At 70.8% G+C, this 5056-nt stretch carries 5 protein-coding genes and 1 pseudogene; all 6 read left to right on the top strand.

Annotation, left to right across the window (positions count from 1 at the left end; genetic code table 11):
* Positions 1 to 364: 364 nt before the first annotated feature.
* Positions 365 to 673, top strand: a complete 309-nt coding sequence (locus H5J30_RS17140; RefSeq protein WP_220189010.1) for a YbaB/EbfC family nucleoid-associated protein — start codon at positions 365 to 367, stop codon at positions 671 to 673.
* Positions 674 to 818: 145 nt separating this feature from the next.
* Positions 819 to 1418 carry a recombination mediator RecR gene (recR, locus tag H5J30_RS17135; protein WP_181788294.1) on the top strand — a complete coding sequence of 200 codons (600 nt, stop codon included), beginning with the start codon at positions 819 to 821 and terminating at the stop codon, positions 1416 to 1418.
* Positions 1419 to 1528: 110 nt separating this feature from the next.
* Entirely contained in the window at positions 1529 to 2191 is a 663-nt protein-coding gene (locus tag H5J30_RS17130) for a DUF5063 domain-containing protein (RefSeq protein ID WP_181788293.1), read from the top strand.
* Between the two features lie 333 nt (positions 2192 to 2524).
* Positions 2525 to 3796 carry an aspartate kinase gene (locus H5J30_RS17125; RefSeq protein ID WP_181788292.1) on the top strand — a complete coding sequence of 424 codons (1272 nt, stop codon included), beginning with the start codon at positions 2525 to 2527 and terminating at the stop codon, positions 3794 to 3796.
* 321 nt (positions 3797 to 4117) lie between these two features.
* Positions 4118 to 4681 carry a SigE family RNA polymerase sigma factor gene (locus tag H5J30_RS17120; protein ID WP_078572978.1) on the top strand — a complete coding sequence of 188 codons (564 nt, stop codon included), beginning with the start codon at positions 4118 to 4120 and terminating at the stop codon, positions 4679 to 4681.
* Between the two features lie 92 nt (positions 4682 to 4773).
* Positions 4774 to 5056, top strand: a pseudogene (locus H5J30_RS35975) (hypothetical protein); the annotation flags it as partial.

The raw sequence follows: 5056 nt of genomic DNA, 5'->3' as shown, positions 1-5056 counted from the left end.
CCTCCGCCGCCGCTGGAGGACGACATCCCCGACGACGACGACCCCGACCTCGTCGACACCGCCCTGTCCGGCCACGACCTCATCGTCCGCGAGCTGGGCGCCACCGTCATAGAGGAGATCCGCCACGACTGAGGTGGTCTCGTCCGCCCGCGTCCTCCGGAAGGATGAGGACGGCGGAGGAGCGTGACTCCCGGCGGGGCAAGCCCGGCCGAGCGCTTCCTCCCTGCGATGGACGGCGGCGCGACGGATGAGAACGTAGGCTCGCCTGGACCGGCCCGACACACGAAACCGACGACCTGACGACGACGTGGACACAGCGCGACAAGGAGCGAGCGACGTGATGCCTGGTGGTGGCCAGCCCGACATGCAGCAGTTGCTGCAGCAGGCCCAGAAGATGCAGCAGGAGCTCGCCTCCGTCCAGCAGGAGCTGGCGGAGACGCCGGTCGAGGGAAGCGCGGGCGGCGGGCTCGTGAAGGCCACGGTGACCGGCTCCGGCGAGCTGACCGGTCTGGTGATCGACCCGCGCGCCGTCGACCCCGAGGACGCGGAGACCCTGGCCGACCTCGTCGTGGCCGCCGTACGGGACGCGAACAACGCGGCGCAGCAGCTCCAGCAGGAGCGGCTCGGCCCGCTCGCGCAGGGGCTCGGCGGGATGCCGGGGCTGCCCTTCTGAACCCTCCGCTTCCGTCGTCCCGCGGGGTCGTTCCCGGCCGTCCGGATCTGCCGGGTTCCGGAACCGGAGGCTGTAGCGGAAGCGGGTTGAACCCGGCGGTAGCGGCTAGCTTGGTGCAGGAGAGCGGACACGAGAGAGGCGTTGCGTGTACGAAGGCGTGGTCCAGGATCTGATCGACGAGTTGGGCAGGCTGCCCGGCGTCGGTCCCAAGAGCGCGCAGCGCATCGCCTTCCACATCCTGCAGGCCGAGCCGGCCGACGTCCGCCGGCTGGCACATGCGCTGACCGAGGTGAAGGAGAAGGTCCGGTTCTGCGCGGTCTGCGGGAACGTCGCGCAGGAGGAGCGGTGCCGGATCTGCGCCGACCCGCGGCGCGACCCCGCCGTCCTGTGCGTCGTCGAGGAGCCCAAGGACGTCGTGGCCATCGAGCGGACCCGTGAGTTCCGCGGGCGGTACCACGTGCTCGGCGGCGCGATCAGTCCCATCGAGGGAGTCGGCCCGGACGACCTGCGGATCCGGGAGCTGCTCGCCCGGCTCGCCGACGGCTCCGTCACGGAGCTGATCCTCGCCACCGACCCCAATCTCGAAGGCGAGGCCACGGCCACGTACCTCGCCCGCATGGTCAAGGCCATGGGTCTGAGGGTGACCCGGCTGGCCAGCGGTCTGCCCGTCGGCGGCGATCTGGAGTACGCGGACGAGGTCACCCTCGGCCGTGCCTTCGAAGGCAGGCGGTTGCTCGATGTCTGAAACGGAACCACGTGCCCGCCGGCTGGATCCCGGCGCAGCGCCCGGCAGACCGGCAGGCCGCCGCACGCGGCCGGGTGGTGCGCGGGGCGCCGACAGAGGAGGTCTGCTCGATGTCTGACGCCACCATGCACCAGGCGACGCAGGACCCGGACAGCTTCGCGGTCCAGATCGCCGACTCGATCGAGAGCTTCATCGTCGCCGTCACCGAGGTCGCCAAGGGTGACGAGCCGAACAGCGCCGTGCCCTTCCTGCTGCTGGAGGTCTCCCAGCTGCTGCTGGCCGGCGGGCGGCTCGGCGCGCACGAGGACTTCGTGCCGGACGAGCGGTACGAGCCGGACACCGGCCCCGAGCCGGACGTGGACGAGCTGCGCGAGCGGTTCGCCGAGCTGCTGGACCCGGTGGACGTCTACTCCGAGGTCTTCGACCCGTACGTGCCGCGCAGCACGCCCGTCGCCAGCCGTATCTCCGACGACCTGGCGGACGTGATCACCGACCTGCGGCACGGCCTCGCGCACTACGCCGCGGGGCGGGTCAACGAGGCGCTGTGGTGGTGGCAGTTCTCGTACCTGTCCAACTGGGGCCCGACCGCGAGCGCCTGCCTGCGCGCGCTGCAGTCGCTGGTGGCGCACGTGCGGCTGGACACGCCCCTGGGGGAGCTGGACGGGCTCGACACCGACAGCGACGCCGCGCTGGACGACGGGCGGCTGGAGGAGGAGGCGGGCCGCGTGATGGTGGCGGAGATCGCGGAGCCGCTGGGGCTGCGGCGGACCTGAGCGGCGGGGCGCGGGTCGCGTCGTACGGGGCGTCGTACGGGGCGCGTAGTACCGGGCACGGCGTACGGGCCGGGCGCGCGGAGCGGTGCGTGCGCCGTGCGTACGTGCCGAGTTCACCCGCTGCGTACGTGCGCTGCCGTTGCGCGCCGAGTGCGTGTGCCGGGGCGGGTGTTGCGGTCGCGTCCGGATTGTGGGGCTCCGGATGTGACCTGCCTTACGTTTCCGTGTGCCCGCGGCGGTCCCGGGCAGGTTCGTCTCCGAACCGGCCCGGCCAGTGCGTACTGGCCGGCTCGGTAGACTGAGCCGACCGAAACACCATTGCGAGGAGCGCACGTGGGCCTTGTCGTGCAGAAGTACGGCGGCTCTTCCGTCGCCGACGCCGAGGGCATCAAGCGCGTCGCCAAGCGGATCGTCGAGACCAAGAAGGCCGGCCACCAGGTCGTCGTCGTGGTGTCCGCGATGGGCGACACGACGGACGAGCTGATCGATCTCGCCGAGCAGGTCTCACCGATCCCGACCGGCCGCGAACTCGACATGCTGCTCACCTCGGGCGAGCGGATCTCCATGGCCCTGCTGGCGATGGCGATCAAGAAACTGGGCCACGAGGCGCTGTCGTTCACCGGCAGCCAGGCGGGGGTGATCACCGACGCCGTGCACAACAAGGCGCGGATCATCGACGTCACGCCCGGCCGGATCCAGGAGGCCGTGAACAAGGGCGCCATCGCGATCGTCGCCGGCTTCCAGGGTGTTTCGCAGGACAGCAAGGACATCACGACGCTCGGCCGCGGCGGCTCCGACACCACGGCCGTGGCGCTGGCGGTGGCGCTGGAGGCGGAGGTCTGCGAGATCTACACCGACGTGGACGGCGTGTTCACCGCCGACCCGCGGGTGGTCAAGAAGGCTCGTAAGATCGACCGGATCCCGTACGAGGACATGCTCGAACTGGCCACCAGCGGGTCGAAGGTCCTGCTGCACCGCTGCGTCGAGTACGCCCGCCGGTACAACATGCCCATTCATGTCCGCTCCTCGTTCTCGGGGCATGCGGGCACCTGGGTAGGCAATATCTCCGAGGGAGCAGAAGGCATGGAGCACGCGATCATCTCCGGAGTCGCGCACGACGTCTCCGAGGCGAAGATCACCGTGGTCGGGGTCCCGGACAAGCCGGGCGAGGCCGCCGCCATCTTCCGGGCGATTGCGGACGCCGAGATCAACATCGACATGGTGGTGCAGAACGTCTCCGCCGCCGCCACCGGCCTGACCGACATCTCCTTCACCCTGCCCAAGACCGACGGCCACCGCGCGATGGAGCTGCTGACCAAGGCGCAGCCGTCCATCGGCTTCGAGTCGCTGCGCTACGACGACCAGGTCGGCAAGATCTCCCTCGTCGGCGCCGGCATGCGCTCGCACCCGGGCGTCACGGCCACGTTCTTCGAGGCGCTGTCCAACGCCGGCGTCAACATCGAGCTGATCTCGACCTCCGAGATCCGCATCTCGGTGGTGACCCGCGAGGACGTCGTCAAGGACGCGGTACGGGCCGTGCACACGGCGTTCGGCCTCGACAGCGAGAGCGACGAGGCGGTCGTCTACGGCGGTACGGGCCGCTGAAGCCAGTCGTAATCGATCCGTTGGTCCATACCGCTTGCGCCGAACACCCTTGCCATCCGACGATTTCGGTTCGCGCCGTCTGCAACCGCGGCGGCGCCGCGGAGCGTCTCTGTCCCTGCCCGCATTGGCCGGCCGCACGGGTAGCGAGGGAGTGGGCATGGCAGTACGCGCGGTAACACCATCGGCGTTGCCGCCGTGCGCGTACAACCTTGACGGGGGTCGGTGTGTCAAACAGGCGTGGCAGAGGCACTCAGCATTGCGACCCTTCCGGCCGGCCCCGCGCTGCGCCCCGGTTCTCCCGCGGCGTCCCGGGGGCTGCCGGTGATCGCGCCGTGGTCCGCGCGGCCCGCCGCGAAGAAGTCCGCGGCGGACGCTGACGACGCCATGGCGGAGGGCACCAGCGTCGACCACCTCACCGAGACGTACCAGACCCACTACCGGTCGCTGCTCGGTCTCGCCGCGCTGCTCCTCGACGACCTCGCCTCCTGCGAGGACGTGGTGCAGGAGGCATTCATCCGCGTGCACTCGGCGCGCAAGCGGGTCAAGGACCCGGACAAGACCCTCGCCTATCTGCGGCAGACGGTCGTCAACCTGTCACGTTCCGCGCTCCGTCGGCGCATCACCGGGCTGAAGCTCCTCTCCAAGCCCATGCCCGACATGGCCAGCGCGGAAGAGGGTGCGTACGAACAGTTGGAGCGCGACCAATTGATCCAGGCGATGCGCGGGCTGCAGCGCCGGCAGCGCGAGGTGCTCGTGCTGCGTTACTTCGCGGACATGACCGAGGCTCAGGTGGCCGAGGCGCTGGGCATCTCGCTGGGCTCCGTCAAGGCGTACGGCTCCCGGGGCATCGCCGCACTGCGAACAGCCATGGGAGCGCCGGCATGAGCGAGCGTTTCTACGGATCGGGGTCCCCGTGGGAGCGGGGCTCCGAGGAATCCGGCGGGTCGGGAGCCGGGGCCGGGGCCGGACGTGGGGCAGTGGATGTGGCGGAGACGACGGAACTGCCGGATGTGTCGGCGGGCTCGGGCTCGGGCTCGGGCGCGGACGAGGTGACGGTGCCGGTGGCAGCGGTGCCCGAGGCTGCGGTGCCGGAGTCTGCGCGGCCGGACGACGGGGCGGCGGCGGTGGACGCGTCCGATACGCCGGGTGCGTCCGATACGTCGGGTGCGGCGAAGGGATCCGGCGCGGGCTCCGGTGAGCCGGGTGGTTCGGAAGGACCGGTCAGCCCCGAGGGCGCGGACGGTCCTCGCGTTCCCGGCA

Origin of the sequence: Streptomyces phytophilus, assembly GCF_013870535.1 — a bacterium.
Lineage (GTDB): Bacteria > Actinomycetota > Actinomycetes > Streptomycetales > Streptomycetaceae > Streptomyces > Streptomyces phytophilus.
The sequence above is the reverse complement of the archived record's forward strand: the minus strand, read 5'-3'. Positions and strand labels throughout refer to the sequence as shown.

Bases quoted from the DNA above. Each gene is read 5' to 3' on its own strand.
- H5J30_RS17140 (WP_220189010.1), top strand. From the start codon at position 365: ATGCAGCAGTTGCTGCAGCAGGCCCAGAAGATGCAGCAGGAGCTCGCC.
- H5J30_RS17130 (WP_181788293.1), top strand. From the start codon at position 1,529: ATGTCTGACGCCACCATGCACCAGGCGACGCAGGACCCGGACAGCTTC.